The 18,192-nt window shown below is 60.7% G+C and carries 15 protein-coding genes; 4 read left to right on the forward strand and 11 right to left on the reverse strand.

All coding sequences use genetic code 11. From position 1 onward, the window contains the following. Positions 1-14: 14 nt before the first annotated feature. Positions 15-752 (reverse strand): amino acid ABC transporter permease, encoded by a 738-nt coding sequence (locus GGR00_RS25185; RefSeq protein ID WP_055975733.1) that lies wholly within the window; start codon positions 750-752, stop codon positions 15-17. Between the two features lie 25 nt (positions 753-777). Beyond that, positions 778-1,599: a transporter substrate-binding domain-containing protein gene (locus tag GGR00_RS25190; RefSeq protein ID WP_184702046.1), complete on the reverse strand. Its 822-nt coding sequence runs from the start codon at positions 1,597-1,599 to the stop codon at positions 778-780. A gap of 145 nt (positions 1,600-1,744) precedes the next feature. Between GGR00_RS25190 and GGR00_RS25195 the strand changes: the two genes are divergently transcribed. Beyond that, complete coding sequence (locus tag GGR00_RS25195; protein WP_055975728.1) at positions 1,745-2,317, forward strand: helix-turn-helix domain-containing protein; 573 nt, start codon at positions 1,745-1,747, stop codon at positions 2,315-2,317. 4 nt (positions 2,318-2,321) lie between these two features. Here GGR00_RS25195 and GGR00_RS25200 read toward each other — a convergent pair whose 3' ends face one another. The 3 genes from GGR00_RS25200 to GGR00_RS25210 form a co-directional block, all read right to left on the reverse strand. Next, positions 2,322-2,708: a RidA family protein gene (locus GGR00_RS25200; protein ID WP_055975725.1), complete on the reverse strand. Its 387-nt coding sequence runs from the start codon at positions 2,706-2,708 to the stop codon at positions 2,322-2,324. A 19-nt stretch (positions 2,709-2,727) separates the two neighbouring features. After that, entirely contained in the window at positions 2,728-4,032 is a 1,305-nt protein-coding gene (locus GGR00_RS25205) for an NAD(P)/FAD-dependent oxidoreductase (protein ID WP_184702048.1), read from the reverse strand. Positions 4,033-4,311: 279 nt separating this feature from the next. Continuing rightward, entirely contained in the window at positions 4,312-5,712 is a 1,401-nt protein-coding gene (locus GGR00_RS25210) for an aminotransferase-like domain-containing protein (RefSeq protein WP_184702050.1), read from the reverse strand. An 83-nt stretch (positions 5,713-5,795) separates the two neighbouring features. Here GGR00_RS25210 and GGR00_RS25215 point away from each other — a divergent pair, with 83 nt between their 5' ends. From GGR00_RS25215 to GGR00_RS25225, 3 genes are all read left to right on the forward strand, one after another. Beyond that, a complete protein-coding gene (locus GGR00_RS25215; RefSeq protein ID WP_184702051.1) occupies positions 5,796-6,659 on the forward strand; it encodes a DMT family transporter in 864 nt (287 codons plus the stop codon). A gap of 1,134 nt (positions 6,660-7,793) precedes the next feature. Then, positions 7,794-8,042 carry a WGR domain-containing protein gene (locus tag GGR00_RS25220; protein WP_184702053.1) on the forward strand — a complete coding sequence of 83 codons (249 nt, stop codon included), beginning with the start codon at positions 7,794-7,796 and terminating at the stop codon, positions 8,040-8,042. 127 nt (positions 8,043-8,169) lie between these two features. After that, the gene (locus tag GGR00_RS25225) at positions 8,170-8,448 is read left to right on the forward strand and encodes an HU family DNA-binding protein (RefSeq protein ID WP_055975688.1); all 279 of its coding nucleotides are present in this window, start codon (positions 8,170-8,172) and stop codon (positions 8,446-8,448) included. Positions 8,449-8,594: 146 nt separating this feature from the next. Here the strand turns inward: GGR00_RS25225 and GGR00_RS25230 are convergent, their stop codons facing one another. The 6 genes from GGR00_RS25230 to GGR00_RS25255 all read right to left on the reverse strand — a co-directional run bounded on the left by GGR00_RS25230 (position 8,595) and on the right by GGR00_RS25255 (position 18,112). Beyond that, positions 8,595-8,780, reverse strand: coding sequence for a hypothetical protein (locus GGR00_RS25230; protein ID WP_055975686.1), 186 nt, complete (start codon positions 8,778-8,780; stop codon positions 8,595-8,597). A gap of 838 nt (positions 8,781-9,618) precedes the next feature. Continuing rightward, positions 9,619-9,945: a DUF736 domain-containing protein gene (locus GGR00_RS25235; RefSeq protein WP_184702055.1), complete on the reverse strand. Its 327-nt coding sequence runs from the start codon at positions 9,943-9,945 to the stop codon at positions 9,619-9,621. Positions 9,946-11,058: 1,113 nt separating this feature from the next. Continuing rightward, positions 11,059-11,982: a DUF2493 domain-containing protein gene (locus tag GGR00_RS25240; protein WP_184702057.1), complete on the reverse strand. Its 924-nt coding sequence runs from the start codon at positions 11,980-11,982 to the stop codon at positions 11,059-11,061. A 342-nt stretch (positions 11,983-12,324) separates the two neighbouring features. Next, entirely contained in the window at positions 12,325-13,365 is a 1,041-nt protein-coding gene (locus tag GGR00_RS25245) for a DUF7146 domain-containing protein (protein WP_184702059.1), read from the reverse strand. Continuing rightward, on the reverse strand, positions 13,365-17,666 hold the full coding sequence (locus tag GGR00_RS25250; protein ID WP_184702061.1) for a strawberry notch-like NTP hydrolase domain-containing protein: 4,302 nt from the start codon (positions 17,664-17,666) through the stop codon (positions 13,365-13,367). The genes GGR00_RS25245 and GGR00_RS25250 overlap by 1 nt, the downstream gene beginning before the upstream one ends. Before the next feature lie 224 nt (positions 17,667-17,890). After that, positions 17,891-18,112, reverse strand: coding sequence for a hypothetical protein (locus GGR00_RS25255; RefSeq protein WP_184702069.1), 222 nt, complete (start codon positions 18,110-18,112; stop codon positions 17,891-17,893). Positions 18,113-18,192 lie beyond the last annotated feature (80 nt).

Genomic DNA, 18,192 nt, shown 5'->3' on the forward strand with positions numbered 1-18,192 from the left:
CACCATTCAAAGGATCAGGAGCGGCGGGCAAAGGCCAAGGCCTTTTGCACCATGCTGGGCTCGCTTTCAGAAACCGATGTGTTCCACACCAGCCGGCGCTCCAGTCGTGCCTGCAGGAAAATCAGTACGTAGACCATGACCAGGTAGTAGACCAAGGCGGCCGCGTAATACTCGGTAAACTGGAAGGTCGTGGCCACTGCCCGCGATGTGACACTCATGAGTTCCGAGAGCGAGATTACCGATGCGAGCGAAGTGATCTTGAGCAGCGTGATGAATTCATTGGCGGTCGGTGGCAACGCCACCCTTATAGCCTGCGGCAGTGTAACAAACCGCAAAATTTGGAAGCGCGTCATGCCCAAAGCCGTGCCGGCCGATTGCTGGCCGGGATCGATCGCACCAAGCGCGGCTCGGTTGATTTCCGTCTGATAGGCAGCCTCGTTCAGACTGAGTGCGATCCAGGCTGCCAGGAATGGCGAAAACCACGGCTCACGGAAGATCGGAAAGAACTGCGGCAGGGCATTCCAAACGAACAGCAGCTGCAACAAGGTGGGAGCACCGCGCAGTACGCCCAGGACAACCTTGGTCAACCCACGCAACATGCTGGGCGGCCCACTGATATAGAGCGCGGCAGGGATGGAGATAGCGATACCCACGGCGTGGGATAGCAACGCCAAAGATACAGTGATCAGAGCGCCATTCAGGAAAGCTGTCGAAAACAGCGCATCGAGAAAAACGGATGCATCGAAGGCCATGAGGCTATCTCCCCCTTTCAGCGCGTTATTGGCTTGCGCCGGCTACGATGTTGTCGGCTGAAAGGCCCCACTTTTCCGCGATCTTTGCGAGCTGGCCATCGGCTGCAAGCGCAGCGACAGCGGCTTTGATTGCGGCTTCGTCGCCATCGATACGCCGCACGAACACGGCGAAATCGCTGGTATCGGGGAAGGTGAAGATGGTCTTGAACTGGCCCGGGCTCTGCAGGTTGCGGTAGGCCAACTCGGTATCTTGAGACACCGCCGCATCGGCACGTCCGACCAGAACTTGCTGGATCACGTCGGTCTGCTTCGGATAGGTCTGAATCTGGATCGGTGCGGCACCGGCGGATTTGAGGTCGTCATTGACCTTTTCCAAGCGAGCCAGATAGCTGGTACCGGCCTGCACAGCGACTGTCTTTCCTGCGAGATCCGCTGCGTCTTTGATTTTGAGTTCGGATTTCTCCGATGTGAAGACCGCGACTGCCGTTGAGAAATATGGCACGCCAGGATAGGACGCGACGCGCTCGGGCGTCAGCGGAATTCCACTGATCACGGCATCGCACCGACCCGCGTCGAGACCTGGCAGGAGACCGGTGAATTCCGACACCAGGATGCGCGGTTCAGCCCCCCACTTCTCGGCCAATGCCTTGGAAAGATCGATGTCGAAACCGACGGCATTGGCGTTGCCGGCGCTCTCGAAAAACTCCATCGGCGGGAAGGTGGCATCCGTACAGACTGTAAAAGTCTTGTCGGCTATGAAAGACGGCTGGGCATCCTGCGCCAGAACTGGCAGTGCTGCAAACGACACCGCAAAGCCCGCCAGAGCGATTTTTGATGTTGATGACATGACGTATTCCCCTCTCCAATTGCCGGGCACTCCCGCCCCACTCCTCGCCTCCCTATGAAAGCTTTTTCTCTATAAGTCAACTAAGTTCAGCTTTAATGAACAAGCGAAACGCGTTATCCTTGGTCAATCATTTCGAGGAGTCCCGATGTCGAAAAATCCCCCCACACCCAAGTCGGCCCCTAAATTCGGGCGCCTGATCAAGGAGCGCCGTCGCCAGCTCAACGTCACGCTCGAAAGCCTGGCCGAGTCGGTCGAACTGACCAAAAGCTTTCTGAGCGGCATTGAAAACGACAAGACCTCACCTTCGGTCGCCTCGCTTGTAAGGCTATGCGATGCACTGGGTCTTTCGATCGGCGATCTCTTCAATTCCACGGCCTCGACCGTGGTTCGCGCCGACGAGAGGCCGAGAGTCAATTTCGGCGGCACGGGCGTCATCGACCACCTGCTAACGGCCAGCAACAGCGCGAGACTCCAGGCTTTGTGGACAGTGATCGAACCGCTCGGCACCGGGGGGGACAAGCTCTATTCGCTGAGAGCCGACGAAGAATTCATTCACGTGGTGTCAGGCACATTGGCTGTGATCGTCGAAGATCAGTCATATGAGCTCGGAGCCGGCGATTCGATGACTTTTGACCCTCGCCTGCTGCACACCTTTTCCAACCCGTCTGCGACGGAACGGACGGTCGCGATCTTTGTAATGACACCGCGACCGTCTTGAGGACCTACGGGCGAACGGCAATCACGTCGATTTCGACCAGCAGCCCCGGCGCAACGAAGCCCGACACGATCACGACCGTCGATGCGGGCGGCGGTTCGGGCATAAGCCGGTCGCGGACCTGCTTATACACGCCAACGTCATCGGAACGTGTGAGAAAGCCGTTGACCTTGACGACATTGGCGAGCGTCAGGCCTTCTGAGCCCAGCAAGGTTTCGATGTGTCGCCAGGTCAACTCTGTCTGCGTCAGCATGTCTGCCGGGAACGAACCATCGTCGTTCAGACCCACCTGACCAGAAAGGAAGACATACTCTGCATTCGCGGAAGCCGCGGCCAGTTGCGAATAGCGACTGGGAGGCTGTGGCGCTGCGGGCGGGTTGGAAAAGCGGATCATGGATAGTCCTTTCGCTAGCTTAGGAATTGGCCGGCCGCTCGAGCCAGTCACGGAAGCGGTAGTATTCACCCAGGATGGGGACGAACCACGGATTGCCAGTGTAGCCCGGCACGGTCTTGATCTGATTGAAAGCAAAGGAGCTACGTTCGCCAACACCCAGCATTTCCTGGGCAATGCAATTCCCGAAATGGCTCATCAGGGCCACACCCTGGCCGCAGCATCCGAGGGCATAATGGATGCCGTCGCGTGCCCCCAGATGCGGGAGAGAATCAAATGTGAAGGCAACATTGCCGGTCCAGCTGTGGGTGACCCCCACGCCACGCAGATCCGGAAACACCTCCGCCATCGAGGATCGCAGGCGCCGAGCGCTTTCGACCACGCTAATGGGACGAAAGCTGGTCCTGCCGCCGAAGATCATGCGGGTGCCATCAGGGGAAAGCCGGTAGTAATAGAGGTTGCGCTTGGTGTCCTGGATCATGCGCTCGCCGGGTATCAAGGCTTTGAGCCGCCCCGGATCCAGGGCTTCGGTGGCGATGATGTAACTGCCGATCGGAATGACGCGGCGCCTGAACCAGCCAAGCCCCCCATCGGTATAGGCATTTGTCGCAACCACCACACGGTCCGCCATGACCCTGCCTTTGGTCGTGCAAAGCACATGGCCAACGCCATGTTTCTCAAGCTTGGTGACGCGGCAGCGGGTGGTGAAACTTACTCCCGCCTTCCGGCAGGCTCGCACCAAACCTGCATGATAGCGGGCCGGGTGCAGCCCGCCTGCAAAACTGGTGATCCTACCCCCATGATAGATTTGGGAATTGAGTTCACCTTGTTGGTCCCGTCTCGGAACCATGCGCGTTTCAACACCGAGCGCGTGCAGCTGTTCGGCCTCGCGCGCCAAGTCATCATAGTGGCCTGGCGCGTAGGCGGCAAAGTACATGCCGTGACGTTTGTAGGAGCAATCGATCTGATTGTCCGCGATCAGTTTCTCAAGGAACAGGACGGAGTTCTGCGCCTCGAAAAAGATGGCGTCCGCCCGCTGCTTGCCAAATGCTTTCGTCAGACTTGGATGGGAGACTTTGAGGGTGCCGGACACCATGCCTCCGTTGCGAGTGCTTCCCCCCTCTCCCAGATGGCCCGCTTCCACCACCAGCACCGAGGTTCCCGCTTGGGCCAGCCGCAACGCCGCGCAAAGTCCAGTGTAACCCGAGCCGATAACCACCACGTCAAAAGGGCCAGCCGGCAAAGGTTGATCGGCACCCCTGTCGCGCTCGTCCCACCAATAAGGTTCTTGAGCAAGCGTCGGCCTCCCTGCAATTTCGTTCGGCAATGCGCATCCCTTTTTACGTTATTTGCGAATTAAGTTCACTTACACATAACATCGGAATTTGACAATGCTGGATCCCTTGTTGCCGGTTTGGTCCAGGCGGTCTCGGAAACAGCCAACCAACTCGATGTCGCAGATATCGGGATCACTGGGACTGGCTATGTGCCAGATGGGCGCTCGTTGAGCGCCCCGGGGCATGTGAAGCTAGTCAGCTCACATCGCCCGACAAAATGAGCTTGGCATTCGTCAGTGACGTCTGCAGGCAAGCCATCTCATTCATCGCTATCGAAGAACAAGCGCATCGTGAAGCAATGCGAACACTTTTGGGTTGGAAAACTGAGAAACGTTGAACCGCATCAGATCGCCAGCGGTTTGTGCGGGACTGAATGCGTTTCCGGGTGCAAGTACGATACCTTCTGCCAAGGCGGCCCTTGCCACCTCTGTCGCATCTCGCGGACCAGGAAGGCGGCACCATAGAAACATTCCGGCCTGCGGTTCCACAACTGGCTCGATGCCCATTTCCCGCAGTCTTGCTCCAACGTCGAAGCGAGCTCTTGTAAGGCGCGTCCTCAAGGCCTCGAGATATTTGCGGTAGCCACTGTCACCTAAAACACTGAGCACCAGTTCGGCGGCGAGCCGACCTCCGCCGAATGTCGTAGCGATCTTGAGGTCGACTAGGCCCTCAATCCAATCCGTTTTTGCCGCGATGAACCCGCAGCGCGCCGACGCGGACAGCGTTTTCGAGAAGCTTCCGATGTGGATCACCCGGTTCAACCCGTCGAACGCTGCCAGTCTCGGTCCAGCCACATGCTCGAAATCGGCGAAGATGTCGTCCTCGATGATCGTCAAGCCATGTTGTTCCGCCAGCATGAGGACACGATGGGCGACGACGGGAGAGAGAGTTGCTCCGGTCGGATTATGCACGGCCGAGTTCGTGATGTAGAGACGCGGGCGATGCTGGATGAGGGTCGCAGCGAACAACTCGATGTCCGGACCAACCGATGTATACGGCACGCTGACGATCTGCACACGATGGGCGCGCAGAAGTGCCTGGAAGTTGAAATAGCAGGGATCGTCCACGAGCACGGTATCGCCAGGCTCTATGAGGAACCGGCACAGGAGGTCAATCGCCTGTGTCCCGCTCTCCGTCAGAATGATCTGGTCTGGGGAGCTTTCAATGCCCTTGTCCGCCATCCGTCGAGCAATCAACTGGCGAAGGGGTGGAAGCCCCAACGGGGAACCGTATTCCGCCAGGGAAGTCCCCGCTGCCTTCGACAATGCTCGAAGACCCCGGCGCAGACTCGCTTCAGGCATCCATTCGGGCGGAAGCCAACCGCATCCGGGCTTATGGGCGTCCTCGTTGGCTTCCAAGGACTGTCGCGAAACCCAGAAAGGATCGATGGCCCGGTCCAGCTTCGGCCCCACCTCGGAAAGTGCCAGCGGAGCCGTCTGATTGGCAACGTAGAAACCCGAACCCGGATGGGAGACGATGGCCCCTTCAGCGACCAGGCGGTTGTAGGCCTCAACTACCGTCGAGATAGAAACCGCCGATGTCTTCGCCTGCGCCCGGATAGAAGGCAGCTTGCTGCCGGGCGTAAGGCTGTGTGCGGCGATCCTGCGCTTTATCTGCCCCATCACCGTCTCGATGCGGGTCGTGTCCATCTGTACTCTCTCTGCGACCATAACAGTTCTCTTAAACTGTACCGCACCGTATCTGGCGAAATCAAGCGGCAGCCTGCATAGGTCGGGTCGAGATAGGAGCTGTCATGGAACGGCCTGCGAGTGGTTGGTTGTACGGATTGATCGGTGTGGTCATCTTCAGTGGATCGCTTCCGGCGACGCGGGTCGCAGTGCAATCCCTGGATCCCGTGTTCCTTACAGTCGCCCGCGCTGCCATTGCGGGAATCCTCGGCATCATCCTGCTGATGGCATTTCGCGAACGTCGACCGGAACGTCGCGATCTGGTTTCCCTCACTGTCGTTTCACTCGGTGTCGTGGTGGGTTTCCCTCTCCTGACAGCGCTCGCCCTGCAGTACGTCACGTCAGCCCATTCGATCGTGTTCGTCGGTCTTCTACCGTTATGCACGGCCATCTTCGCCGTGATCCGCGGAGGCGAAAGGCCCAAGCCGGCCTTTTGGGTATTCTCCGTTCTTGGCAGTGCCCTCGTCGGAGGCTTTGCGATCAGCCAGGGCCTTTCTGCCTCACCAGTCGGTGACTCACTGATGTTGGCCGCAATCATTGCCTGCGGCTTCGGCTATGCCGAGGGTGCTACCCTTTCAAGGAGATTGGGAGGGTGGCAAGTCATCTGCTGGGCGCTCGTCATCTCCCTCCCGTTCATGCTTGTGCTGACGGCGATATACTGGCCGTCAACATTCGAAAATGTAACCGCTCCCGCCTGGACGAGCCTGGCCTACGTCTCGCTGTTCAGCATGCTCATTGGTTTCGTCTTCTGGTACCGCGGCCTAGCCCTCGGAGGCATCGCGTCGGTCGGACAACTCCAACTCCTGCAGCCGTTCTTTGGCCTCGCACTTGCCGCTACCCTGCTCCATGAACCCGTCACCCCATTGATGTTGGGCGTTACCGTCGCCGTCATCGCTTGCGTCTTTGGGGCGCGCAGGTTCAGCAGGTGACAAGGTCGAAACAGATGTGGGATCAGGTTCTGGACACCGGTGGCGGCCACACCGCCGCTGTCATCAAACCTGGATGGGCATGGCGTTGTCCATCGTCATCGCCAAAAAGCATCCGCGGTTTCCACAGCACTCCCCGGCACTCCGAATTTCTACGCCTTCAAATCTGGGCAGCGCAGGGTCGTACGCAGCAGGAACTACGCGTTGTGCATTCTAAGGGCATTTGCACGCCTCTACGACGATGAATGCCTGCTGTATCATCGACGGGCGATGAAGCCTTCAGCCAGCGATCGAACGCACAAAAACAACAAGCCCGCCGCGGGGAGGACGCGACGGGCTGAACTTGCAAGCGACCCGGGGAGGAGACGGGCCGCTTTGATTGGCATTCTGGGAGGATGAGCGCCAACCACAGTCAGATGGAATTGCGCCTAAGCGTTTTCAAGTCAGGTACTTCGAGCAGAATGTCGCAGGGGAAAAAGCCCGACTCAACAGCCTTCGGCAAAGTGGCATAAGAGCCCTGGGCGCACATTGCGGCGCGGAATAGTTCGGACGTGCCGGCATTAATCCTATGTCGCTATCGGCTTCTCGATAGGGGCAACAAGCCACTGGCCAGAATTTCTTCCAGAAATGGGACCTTTGAAGCATTCCCCGAATTCGCCTTCGACCAGAAGAGTTGGTAGGGCCGCGGAGCAGGCTCGGAACCAAGTCGGGCGGTCTTATAGGGTGTCAATGCAATCGTCGCCGTGGCGACGTATAATTGCGCCCTTGACGCCGCTCCGATGGAGCGGCCGGGAAGATCCACAAAAGGCGTCGGCTTCGCCGACACATATTGCTCTCAAAAGGAAATGCATCTGCAAGAAAGGCAACCGGCGACCAGAGCAGGCGATCGAAGTCGCCGGCATTAGTCTGCCGCGCCAGTTCCGCGGAAAAGCTGCACGATAAGATAGGCGAGCATGGCAATGAACACAAGCCGGAGCGGCTGACTTGGCGGCCTCACCGGCGAGTTAGACCCGGAGCACCTGGAATCACCTGGCTTTGCTATCGAGACATCGATCCATCAAGGCAATGAATCGGTGAGGCAAAACCGATTCAGAGAAGGCGTTGGACGTCGTCGACATCGCTGGGGAGACTCATGCAATGTCAAACAAGCAAACACGCCCGGTTCACCTGCATCGTGTCGACCAGTCACAAAACATGCGCAGGTTCTACCTGCTGGCAATCCAGCCAACCTTGTTCGGAGGAGCATCAGTCATCCGAAACTGGGGCCGCATTGGAACAGAGGGCCAGTCCATGATCACAACGTTCGACATGACGGCAGACGCCATGGTCGAGCTGACGAGAATTGAGAGATCGAAAAGGAACCGGGGTTACGCCGAACCACGATGAATCCTTGGCATCGCGCGGCGTCGGGCCATTTTGCAGTGGAGCAGCCGGGCCAGACAGTGGCATCCCCTACCCGGAGCGATGTTTCGTTGCCATACAAATGCGGTCACCAAACAGGAGGTATTCGGCGATGACGACCACCAATGAGATTGCAGACAAGATCGCGGCAGACCACAACCTGAGCAAGGCTCAGGCCAAATCGCTTGTCGAAGGCGTGTTCAAGCATATCACCAATGCTGCAAAGGGCGGCTCGGAAACCAGCATTCCCGGCTTCGGCAAATTCAAGGTGAAAGAAATGTCGGCACGCGAGGGCCGCAATCCCGCAAATGGGGCCACGATCAAAATTGCAGCGTCCAAGAAACTGACTTTCGTGCCGGCCAAGGCCATCAAGGACACGTTGAACGCCTGATCGGCGTTCTAGTGGAACGCCCACAAGAATAAGGCACCCGCTGTCTCCAGCGGGGTCTGATTTGCAGACCTGCGCAAGCAGGAAAAGCCAAAAGCACCGAAGCGCTCGACCTGGAGCGCTTCGGGTTGCGATTGGCAACGAGCGGTTCACTGAACCGCGCTGGCCCCCAGGTGGGGGTCGTATTCGTAGAGGGCCGTGACCTCGGCGTCTTCGATTTCGTCGGCCGGCAGGACGCCATACTCGTTGTCGGACTGGAAGAGGATGACGGTCGTCATCAGGGTACGGGCGAGGTTCCAGGCGTGCTTCTGGGCGAGTTCGAGATCGTGTGACATCTGAGGGCTCCATCTGGGAGCGGGCCAATCCCGCTCGATGGCTCCTCAATGAGCCGGCCACGGGCGCGATCACCGCGCAGACGACGTCAAGCGGCCGCAGCTTCGCTAGCGGACCCTTCACGGGTTGATCGAGGAAGATCCGGGGCTGGATCAAGGTTGCCATCACAAGAGCGGCTTTGGGTTGCGAACTCCATGGGGCCGCAATACATCGATCTCTCCGGACGAGCCCGCACACCGCTGTCTCAAGCTCGTCCCAGGCCAGCAAACGCATTCGGCCAACTTCGCCAAGCGGCTGCAACTCCAATGCCGACGATCCTCACGACAAACGCTCCCGGGGACGGGTCCATGGCGCCGGTAGCCAGGCATAAATGGGGCTAGCAGCCGTTCAAGAAAGACGTGCCAATCGTCTCGGCAAGATATGCCTGCTGCGGTATCGCGGTGTTCCCGCTATCGACAATAATGGATCGGACCGGAACCCAACGTTTGAGCATTTGCCGAATGCGCTCACCTGCGGTGGGTGCAGCCTTGCGACTCCTCGAAGGCAACGGCCTTTGGCTGCCCATCAGAAGCCCATGTAGCTGAAGTCCACGTTGGCCGTGAGCTCTCGTCTGCGATACGCATTGTTGTCGAAACCAAGAGGACCTTTAGGATCCTCGTGGCCGGTATCGTAATGGACTTTGCAGTGGCATTGGGCGCGTCTGTGCATGACTTCCCGGAATCAAGACTAACAGGCGCCCTGCAGCCCTCGTTTTATTGCAGGGCCGCGTCGATGTGATCGAGGCTTCACAGTTCACAGCCAAGGGCCCCGGCCGATCCGGCCGGGGCCCTTGGCTGAGGCTCAGTCGCCGCGCCGACCGTTCGGGCGGGACCAAATGAGCGAGAAGGTGTCGCCTTCTTCGTCGTCGAAGAGATTGGCGTAGATCGGAGCGTTGAAGCTTGGATCGTCGAGCTTGAGGCCCAGATAGTTGCGGCCCTCATTCGAGGTCTTGGCCCAGGCGGCACCGATTTCGGCGCGGCCGATCATGACACGGTGGCTGGGAGCGTTCTCGCCAGTGGCGCGCTGGTCAGGGATGATGCGGACGTTCTTGGCCTGGACGCTGAGCGTAGCGATGTCGCCGGTGAACTCGTTGTTGCCGATCTTCTTGAAGGTGCCGATGGTCGCCATTGTAAGTCTCCGATTTCCGTTCCCGAGATCGCACCATGCGGCCTCGATGGCGATCGGTTGGCCGAAGGCGACCGACGACGCATCGCCTGCGACCGAAGCAAGGCGGAGGACAGCGTAGGATCGAGTTTCTTGTCTCGCGAGGAATGACGGCCCTGGCCGGCAGGGGAAGAAGGTCGAGACTCGCTGTTGCGGCATAGGCGGTCGAGGCGTCAGACGTCCTTCGGGCAGATCAGCCCATTGAAGAGGCCGTTGGAGCGCTCGCTGAACGGATGACAGGTGGAGACGCCGGCGACTATTCTCGCTTGAATCGGCCACAACGCGTTCCCCGTCGCGCCCTACCCCATTTCATGCCCACGATGTTAGTACCCCGCGCCAGACGCTTGTGAAACCGCACAGTCGGTCGCTGGTTTGTTGATGCGCAAGACGGTCCCGTTGGCGCTCAGCACCAGCGAGGGTTGCCGTGGGTGGGCGGACACGACGCTGCAGCGCACCGCCGTTCTATGCCAAGGTATTCAACGCCTGTTTGACCGCCATGGTCTCTGGTTTACCGCACTTGTGGTGCAGCGCTCGTGCCTATGCAACGTTCCGCCAGATTGGCCGCCGACCGTCGCTCCCGTGATCCGGACGAGGCATCGACGCCGACTGCGACCAAGCCGAAGATCGAACATGAGATCGGCCATACATCCGAAGGCCTCATATGCTTGGCGAAGTCCTGGGTTGGCGTAGTGTCGACAACGGCTGCTGGTGCCGCGAACACCAGTGCGATTGCGACTTGGTCAAGAATTGACGCGGGGTCCCGGGCAGAATCCGACGCAGAAGTCACTCAGCAACAGAGACCCGATTGTATCTGGCAACGGTACCTTCCGGCACCACAGTCAATCCGAGCATGGCAAGTCAGACCCATCAACGAGCCAAAAACCGTGCACGCCTTCCCTTCTGCGGAAAGTACCTTCGCCTTGCCATTGGGCTAAGCAGGCAACTTCGCCAATCGATCCCGGCGTCATCACGCAGTGCCCCTTCGCGGCCATGCCGTGTGCAGGACTTCAGGTTCTGGAATTAGACAACATCAATCGGCTTGGCTTGAGGCCACTTGTCCCAGGAACTCGGCGGCGCTTACGCGCCGCCGAACCTCCAGACCGGGATGCCGAGCTTCTTTGCCTTGTCGGCGAGGTTGTCGTTGATACCGGTGCCAGGAAAATGCATCACGCCCCTCGGCACGATTTCCAGCATCTCGTCGTTGCGCTTGAAGGGGGCAGCCCGGCCATGTTTGCTCCAGTCTGGGGCGAAACCGATCTGCGGCACGCTGCGGTTCTTTGCCCACAGCGAGGCGATCTTTTCGGCGCCCTTCGGCGACTTGCCGTGAACCAGCACCATATCAGGATGCTTTTCATGCACCTGATCGAGCTTGGCCCAGATTTGCCGGTGATCACCGAAGTCCGGTCCGCCGGTGACAATGATCTTCGGGCCCGGAGGGATAAGCACTTCCTGCTCGGCTCGTTTCCTGGCCATGAGGAAATCGCGGCTGTCGATCATAGCCGAGGTCAGGTGGCGGTGATTGACCATTGACCCGCTGCGGGGGAGCCAACACTTGCCAATCTGGCGTTCGTAGTGCTCGGCGGCCTGGTCGCGCATCAGCTCAAATGCGCCCTGCCGCTCCACGAGCGTCATCCCCTCGGCGACCTGGCGCTCAAGTTCGACCGACTTCACCTCGCTGCCGTCCTGCTGCCGCTGCGACCGCTTTTGCGCCTGCTCGTTGTCGTCGAGTTCGCGGGCGATCCGTTGGGTGGTACGGTGAAAGACGTTGACGGTCGACCAGAGGAGATCATCGAGGTCGGGTTCGAGACGTGTATCGGCCAGGGTCGAGATAAGGGCGTCGAAGATGTCGGCGACAGCACCCGCGACCTGATTACCGTCTGGCAAGAGTCGTTGGTCGGGCTCGTCGGTTAAGGGGCGGTAGCCGTGGAGTTGGAGCTCATTGAGGACGTGATCCGTGGGTGAAGATTCGTGGTGTGGTTCGTAGTCGCCTTGCTCGCGCATTGTTTGCCCCTTGGCTGGACCGCGACCGTCGCGGCCTTCATGGCGCCGAAGCCCACGGGCGGAGCGGACCTTGCACCCGGCTGACGCCGGGCCGCAGCGAACGCGCAGGATGCCAAAGGCCGACTATTTTGCATCGCGATGGAAAGGCGCGAGTTCGGGGGCCTACGCGGCACTGCCGCGTGGGGTGAACGCGGGCCGCCGGAAAATAGTCGGCCGCAGGCATTGCCTGTCCGAACCGTTTGTGGGCCGATCGCCCTCTTGAAGGCCGAGGCGCGGTCCTCTCCAAAGCTCGTGCAAGAGCGCGGGCCATGTTGGCAACCCAACCCCGCCCCAGCCACCGATCTAGGCCGCCAGGAGCATGAAGCGGGCGACGTCCTTCGGTGCGAGCTGCGAGCGGACATGCGCCATCAGCGCGTCACGGCCGAATGTGCGAAGATCCTCGTTGAAGTCCCCGAGCATGGGTGACAGGGCAATCGCCTCGATGCCGACCGCGTTTGCTCGCTCGATAAGCGAGTTTCGCGCGCCGTCCCCGGCACGATCTTTGTCGCGCACGACATAGAGCCGACGCAGCGCGTCGGGGAATTGGATGGCCGCCAGGTGAGCCGCAGAAAGTGCCGCCACCGCAGACATGTTGGGCATGGCTTCGCGAGCCGACAGCACGCTTTCGATGCCTTCACCGGCTGCCAGCACCTCGCCGGATGGTCCGAAGCGGACCGCGTTCCCGAGAAGATTGCCCATCGCCTTGCGCTGGATGTCGATCGGCGCCTTGCCGGAACCATCTGGGGCGAGCCAGGTCCGATGCGCACCGGCGATCCTGTAGGAAAGATCGGTGACGGCCGCGACCATCGCTGGCCAGGTCTCAGTCGGGCTGTGCTCGTCCGGTCGATAGTAGCAATAGGAATGGAAGTGCAGGTGCCCGCATCCGTGCAATCCCGTGATCCCACGACCGCGCAAATACGCTTCTACGAGCGTGCCGCCGATTGGCTGACACATGGCGACCAGTCGGCGTGCTGCGTCGGCGGACCCCGATAGTGTAGGCGTGCTACCTTGCTGTTTCGGCCCCCGCTCGGGGTCGGGCGGTGGCATGCTGAGAAACAGACGGGCCTCTTCTGCGACGTCGGCGAAGTCGATGAGGCCCAGCGATTTACGGATCACGTCGAGCAGATCGCCGTACTCGCCGGTCGCGGCGTCGGTCCATTTACCAGCAGGGCCTTTGGCGGTGTTCTTCAGGCGCACGAACATAGATCGGCCGGGCGTGTTGCGAACGTCGCCGACTTGCCAATAGTTGCCCTGTCGTCGGCCGGCGCCGAGATAGCGTTTGCATACCGCCTCGGCCTGTTGGCCGAGACGAGATGCGAGGTCGAAAGCGTCGCGGCGGGCCATCACGCAACCTCTCGCTCGCCGATGCGGACCACAGGATATGTGTTGAGCAGCTTGCCGAGCACCGTCAATCCCGTGCCGTCGATCGGCACGAAGAACCGCAGCGACCAGGAGATGATCTCGGTGAACAAGCCATAGGCGCGAAGGCGCTCGCGCATAGTTTCAGTGAAGCCGGAAAGCTCGATACGGTTCGCGCCCATGACACGGACGCGGCGAAGCTGCAGCCCCTCCGCAAGGTCGAGAATCATCCGCCCGTCGATGAGGGCTGCATATGCAGCATCAGCCGGTACGTCGGTGGCGCCCTTCGACGCGGTGTTTGCTGCCCAGGCCGGAGAGACGCGGCGACCAATGATGCGCTCGCCATCATCAGTCTGAAGCCGATAGACGCGGGTCGACTCGTTCGGCAGGCGCTTCCATACCGGCAGCAGCAATCCAGCGACGATGTGGATCGTGCTTTCGCTGAAGGTAGGAACGTCGTCGAGTTCGCGAGACCATGCCGCTGTGAACGTGCCGCGATCGGCCTCCTGCCAATGGCTTTCCGCCATCGACTTCAACGAAGCGTGGTGATGTTCCATCGGCCGGATCAGCCGGATGCGTCGCTCGATCTCACCATCGTCCAGCATGAGAGATGGCGCGGGGATCTGCACGGCAGCTCGCCCCGAACGCTCGTTGATGAGCAGCATCGCGCCGCGATCGCCAAGCCAGCTGAGCGCGTCGTCCAGCGACAGCGGACGATTGCGAGTCCTCTGTGTGATTGTCAGCAGCCGGGTTTCCGCGCCCGATGCCGGGTGGGTGTAGATGTTGGTGCGATCGGTGACGACAAAGCTTTCCGCCGTTAGGGTTTCGAGGCCGACGTCATAGAGGCCGCTGGTGATCGCGCCCGTCACCTTCGCATCGAGCAGTTGTTCGAAGGCAGTGAAAAGGATGCCCTGCAGCTCGATGGTAAGTGCAAGCAGCCGGTTGAGGAAGGTGGTGATCGGCGGCAGTTCGTCCTTGATGCCGTTGTCGTCCATCAGCTTCAGGCCGGTGGAGGACTCGAAGCGGTGGAGCGAACAGCCCTCGATCTTGCCGCGCACGATCAGAAGATAGAGCTGACGTAGCGCGTCGCGGGCGTAGCAGGATTCCAGATTGTCCTCGGGTCGGAACAGGCCCTGTCCGCCGGTCTGTCGTTGGCCGCGGGTGATCGCGCCGAGCGTATCGAGCCTACGCGCGATCGTGCTCAGGAAGCGCTTTTCCGCTTTTACGTCGGTTGCGATCGGGCGGAAGAGCGGCGGTTGTGCCTGGTTCGTCCGATTGGTGCGGCCGAGCCCCTGGATCGCCGCATCGGCCTTCCAGCCCGGTTCGAGTAGGTAATGCACGCGCAGCCGCTGATTTTTCACCGACAGCTCCGCATGGTAACTGCGGCCGGTGCCGCCGGCATCGCTGAATACGAGCACACTTTTCAGATCATCCATGAAGGCGGCGGTCTCAGTTAGGTTCGAGGACGGTGCACGGTTCTCCACCGCCAAACGGTCGCCCTTACGGACAATCCGCCGCGAGCGGCCCGTCACCTCTGCCACAATGTCGGTGCCCAAGCGCTGGACGATCTGGTCGAGAGCGCCCGGCACGGGCGGAAGCGATGCGAGGCGTTCGATCAGCTCATCGCGGCGCGTGACGGCTTCGCGGCTCTGAACCGGTTGGCCATCACGATAAACCGGACGAGACGACAGGTTACCCTCACCGTCGGTGAAGGGCTCATAGAGCTGCACCGGGAAGGAATGGGCGAGATAGTCGAGAACGTATTCCCGCGGCGTGATATCCACACGCAGGTCGTTCCATTCGTCGGTCGGGATCTCGGCCAGGCGTCGTTCCATTAGGGCTTCGCCTGTCGACACGATCTGCACCACCGCGGCATGGCCAGCCTCCAGATCGTGCTCGATCGAGCCGATCAGGGTCGGCGTCTTCATCGACGTCAGCAAATGCCCGAAGAAGCGCTGTTTCGCAGACTCGAATGCCGAGCGGGCGGCGGATTTCGCCTGCCGGTTCAACGTCCCGGTCGAGCCGGTGATATTGGCGGCCTCCATCGCCGCGTCGAGATGATTGTGGATGATGGCAAATGCGCCGGCATAGGCGTCGTAGATGCGGCGCTGCTGGTCGGTGAGTTGATGCTCCACCAGCTCGTATTCCACGCCGTCATAGGAGAGCGAGCGGGCTGTGTAGAGTCCGAGCGAACGCAGATCACGCGCCAGCACTTCCATCGCCGCGACGCCGCCATCCTCAATCGCCTCCACGAATTCCGCGCGCGTGGCGAAGGGGAAGTCGTCGCCTCCCCAGAGGCCAAGGCGCTGGGCATAGGCGAGATTATGGACTGTGGTAGCGCCGGTTGCGGAAACATAGACGACGCGGGCATTCGGCAAGGCGTGCTGAAGCCGGAGGCCGGCACGGCCTTGAAGCGAGGGGGCGAAATCGCCGCGTTCTCCCTTGGCGCCGCCGGCGTTCTGCATCGCGTGGCTTTCGTCGAAAATGATCACTCCGTCGAAGTCGGAGCCCAACCATTCGACGATCTGCCGGACGCGCGAAATCTTCGCGCCCCGTTCGTCGGTGCGCAGCGTGGCATAGGTTGCAAATAGGACGCCTTCCGATAGCGCAATTGGCTTGCCCTGTGGGAAGCGCGAAAGCGGCGTAACCAACAGGCGCTCCATACTGAGCGCGGACCAATCGCGTTGGGCGTCCTCGATCAGCTTGTCGGACTTGCTGATCCAGACGGCCTTGCGTCGGCCCTGGAGCCAATTATCCAGGATGATGCCAGCCGACTGACGGCCTTTTCCGGCTCCGGTCCCGTCGCCAAGCATGAAGCCGCGGCGGAAGCGAACGGCGTCGGCCGCATCGTCGGGCGCGGCTTTCACGACATCGAATGTCTCATCGACCGTCCATGACCCGGCGAGATAGTCGCTGTGCGCCTCGCCGGCATATATCACCGTCTCGAGTTGAGCATCGGACAGCAGGCTGAGGATGTTCGCCGGCAGGGTGGGCCGGTAGTTCGGCCTCGGCGGCGCGATGCTCGCCATGGCGGCAGACTGGACAAGTTTGGTCGGGTGCGCCTGGGCACCGGGAATACGGATCGACTGCAATCCGTATTCCTCATAGAGCGCATCGGTCATGTGCGTGCCCTCGCTTGGCGTCCAGTCCACGGTCTCGTAGCTGAGTTCGATACCGCCTAGATCGATAACGGGAGCCGGGTGCGCGACGGCTGACCGCGCGAGATAGCCACGCACCGTCTTCGACGTCGTGGCAACGCGCATGGCGGAAGACGCTGGGAGCGTGACTGGCAGACGTGGCGGAACATGCTGCTCGATCCAGGCGAGCAGTGCAGCTACGTCGGGGGCGGAGCCGACCGATGCCGGTAGCAGGGTCGGGTCAGCAGCGGGTGTCTTGTCGATGACGGTCAACCTGGTGGGAAACGTCGTGCCGTGCTTGGCGTAGATTGAACCGGCGATGGAGGTGGAAAAGACGACGCTGCCGCGCTCTTGCAGGCGCACGAATGCATCGCGCCAATCCGGCTGGTCTGGCGCGACATTTGCACCGGTGATGGCCACGAGACGGCCACCGGGCGCGAGCCTATTCAAGGCCGAGGAAATGTGACGGAACCCGGCATCGGCGACGCGGCCGGAGACATTGGCCATGGCCGAGAACGGCGGGTTCATAAGTACGACAGAGGGAGCGGCGGCGCGATCGAGGTAATCGTCAATCTGCGCGGCGTCGAAGCGCATGACGGTGACGGCCGGGAAGAGAGAAGAGAGCAGCTCGGCGCGGGCGTCGGCCAATTCGTTGAGGATCAGCGAACCGCCGGCCGTCGACGCCAGAATGGCGAGCAGGCCAGTGCCAGCTGAAGGTTCCAGCACGACGTCGCCCGGTACGATGCCCGCAGCCGTGACCGCGGCAAGGCCGAGTGGAATCGGCGTCGAGAATTGCTGGAGCGCCTGGCTCTCCTCCGAGCGGCGGGTGTGGGTCGGGAGGAGCCCGGCGATTTTCGAAAGGGTGGCAAGTTGCCCGGCCGGAGATCTGGATTTAAGGAAAAGCGCACGTCCGTATCTACGGAGGAATAGGACTGTGGCGACCTCGCAGGCCTCATAGGCAGACTTCCAATCCCACGCACCGGAAGAATCGGAGGCGCCGAACGCCGTCGCCATCGCGGTGCGAAGAAGATGCCTGTCGATACGCTCCCCGCGCTCGAGGTAGCCCAGCAAGTTCTGGGCCGCAGACAGGACAGCGGGCACACGGACAACGGGCGCGGCCGGTGCGGCCACGGGCAACAGGAAGGTCATGGGGAGATCCTCAGGAGAGCGGGAACGGACAAGCCCAACCGACGCTCTCTCTCGAACGGCCTGGACTCACTTCGTTCAGGCGACCCCTCACTCTCAAGAGCTGGCATGAAAAAAGCGCCCCGCGTGAAGACGGGGCGCTCCGGAACAGGACTGCCGAACAAGGCCGGCGATACAGGCGTCGAAAGTATTGCGTCGAGCACGCCGAGCCGCCCCGCGTCAAAGTGCTATTCGGCTGCGATCAATTCAGCCGAAAGGCCATCTTCGGGTCCTGTCGCCTCGGTATCCTCGCCCTGTTCAACCAGGAAGGCCGGAAGGTCGACATCGCCCTCGTCTAGCGACGCTGGCTGCACATGGTCGCTCATCGCGTTATCGAACATACGCAACGGCTCCGGCAGCCAGCCGGTCCCGGCGAGAAGGCGCTCGGCTTCGTTGGTGTCGCTCGGCACTTAATGATGAGAATCATGCTTCAATGATTTCAGATGCTTACGCCAGCACTTAATTTGCGAATGGGCAGTTAATTCGATAA

Origin of the sequence: Aminobacter aganoensis (assembly GCF_014206975.1) — a bacterium.
GTDB lineage: Bacteria > Pseudomonadota > Alphaproteobacteria > Rhizobiales > Rhizobiaceae > Aminobacter > Aminobacter aganoensis.